This is a genomic window from Inquilinus sp., assembly GCF_057815775.1.
In genome coordinates, this window is sequence record NZ_JBYRFX010000748.1 from 1 (window position 1) to 2,587 (window position 2,587).

Annotated in this window: 2 protein-coding genes; both read left to right on the plus strand. The window is 70.0% G+C overall.

From position 1 onward, the window contains the following. On the plus strand, positions 1–314 hold a 314-nt coding region (locus tag AC3XYG_RS26265), incomplete at its 5' end, for a hypothetical protein (RefSeq protein ID WP_489142826.1). A 23-nt stretch (positions 315–337) separates the two neighbouring features. After that, positions 338–2,419, plus strand: coding sequence for a glucans biosynthesis glucosyltransferase MdoH (mdoH, locus tag AC3XYG_RS26270; RefSeq protein ID WP_489142827.1), 2,082 nt, complete (start codon positions 338–340; stop codon positions 2,417–2,419). The last annotated feature ends 168 nt before the right edge of the window (positions 2,420–2,587 follow it).

Here is a 2,587-nt window from a genome sequence, read left to right on the forward strand (position 1 = left end):
GCCGCCGCACCGCCGACTGGTTCGCCGTGGTGCTGAACCGCAGCGAGCGCAGCGACGATGCGATCCTGACCATCGGCCGGGCCGCCTATCTGTTGACCGATGCCGCCCGCCGCTGGCCCGAGCATTTCCTGTCGGAAGACCCGCTGCCGCCGGCGATGGAGCAGGCGCTTCGACGCGTCTCGCCGGTGCCGGTGCCGCGCGCCCAGCCGACGCCGATGGTCGACCAGCCGCTGGATCCGGTCTGGGCGGGCGAGCCGCTGAAGCGCATTTTCGGCCGCTGGTCGCCTGAGGCGGCCGAGCGGCGCCCGGCCTGACGGAAAGGCATCCGACCGCACCAATGACCGGACTCGAAGCGGCGTCCTACGCCTCCGCGGCCCGTTGGCGCCGCCTTGCCGTCTTCGGGGCGACGGCATTGTCCACCCTGGCCGCGGCCTTCGCCCTTTACCGTTTCCTGTCCGTCGGCGGCATCACCGGGTTCGAGCTTGCCCTGGTGGTGATGTTCGCCATCAATTTCTCGTGGATCTCGCTGTCCTTCTGGACCGCTCTGCCCGGCTTCCTGACGCTGCTGCTGCGCTGGGGCCAGCCGGGGCTGCTGTGGCCGCAGGGCGCCGAGGCCGTGGCGCCGCTGAAGAGCCGCACCGCCGTGCTGATGCCGATCTACAACGAGGACACGACCGGCATCTACGCCAACCTGCAGGCGATCCACGACAGCCTGGCGCGGACCGGCCATCTCGGCGCCTTCGACATCTTCATCCTCAGCGACACCACCAACCCCGACGTCTGGGTGGCGGAGGAGATCGGCTGGAGCGCGCTGTGCCGCCGCACCGACGGCAGCGGTCGCATCTTCTATCGCAAGCGCCGCCACAACGTGGCGAAGAAGGCCGGCAACATCGCCGATTTCTGCACCCGCTGGGGCGCCCGCTACGATTTCATGGTGGTGCTGGACGCCGACAGCCTGATGGCCGGCGAGACGCTGGTCACCATGGCCCGGCTGATGCAGACCAACCCACGCGCCGGCATCATCCAGGCCCCGCCGCTGGTGGTGAACCGCAACACGCTGTGGGCCCGGATGCAGCAATTCGCCGGCAGCCTGTACGGCCCGATCGTCGGCGCCGGCCTGGCCTTCTGGCAGCTCGGCGACGGCAATTACTGGGGCCACAACGCCATCATCCGCACCCGCGCCTTCATCGAAAGCTGCGGCCTGCCGATCCTGTCGGGCCGGCCGCCCTTCGGCGGCCACATCCTGTCGCATGACTTCGTCGAGGCGGCGCTGATCCGGCGCAACGGCTGGACCGCCTGGCTGGTGCCGGAACTCGGCGGCAGCTACGAGGAATGCCCGCCGACGATGATCGACCACGCCAAGCGCGACCGGCGCTGGTGCCAGGGCAACATGCAGCACCTGCGCATCATGGTGGCGCGCGGCCTGCACCCGCTGTCGCGCCAGCACATGGCGATGGGCGTGATGAGCTACGTCTCCTCGCCGCTGTGGCTGATCTTCATCTGCATCGGCATGATGACGGCGCTGGAGCACAAGCTGGAGATCCCGGTCTACTTCCCGCAGGGCGAGACGCTGTTCCCGATCTGGCCGGTGCAGGACCAGACCCTGGCGGTGCGCCTGCTGGTGATTTCGTTCCTGATGCTGCTCGCGCCGAAGATCTTCGGCTGGACCCTGCTGCTGTTCAACCCGCGGCTGGCCGCCGGCTATGGCGGCGCCTTCCGGGCGCTGCTGAGCCTGCTGTTCGAGACCTTCTTCTCGATCTTTCAGGCGCCGGTGATGATGCTGTTCCACTCCAACTTCGTGCTCCAGACCTTCCTCGGCCGCGACAGCGGCTGGGGCACGCAGTCGCGCGACGACCGGGGCACGCCCTGGTCCGACGCGGTGCAGATGCATCGCGGCCACACCATCTTCGGCGTGGTGCTGGGCATCCTGGCGCTGTGGATCTCACCCTCGATGCTGGCTTGGCTGTCGCCGCTGGTGATCGGCCTGCTGCTGTCGATCCCCCTGTCGGTCATCACCTCGCGCCAGTCGACCGGCCTGTGGGCCCGCCGGCTGGGCCTGCTGGTGACGCCGGAGGAGACCAAGCGGCCGCAGATCGTGATCGAGGCGGCGGCGCTGGGCGAGCGGCTGAATGCCGCCACCACCCCGGTCACCGACGGCCTGGCCCATGTGATCCGCGACCCGCTGGCCAACGCCATCCACATGACGTTGCTGACCGGCGCGCCCGAGGCCGGCCACGAGGACCCCCGCGTGGTCGATGCGGCCCGGCGCAAGCTGACCGCCGGCGGCCCGGGCACGATGAGCACCGGCGCCCTGAGCCGCGACGAGAAGGTGGCGCTGCTGTTCGACCCGCGGTCCCTGGGCGAGCTGCACCTGGCCGCCCTGGCCGGCGGCCGGCTGCAGGTCGCGCCGAGAAGCTGAGCTTCGTAGGTGGGTTCGCCCTCGCGACCCCAACCGACGCATTCGCTCTTAACCCCAGTCGGCGACCGGCCGCTGGCGGATCTCCAGCCCGTCCGGGATCGCCAGCCAGACCAGGACGGTGACGTCCCAGCCGGCAGCCTCCGCTATCGCCCGCACCGCCTCGGCCGA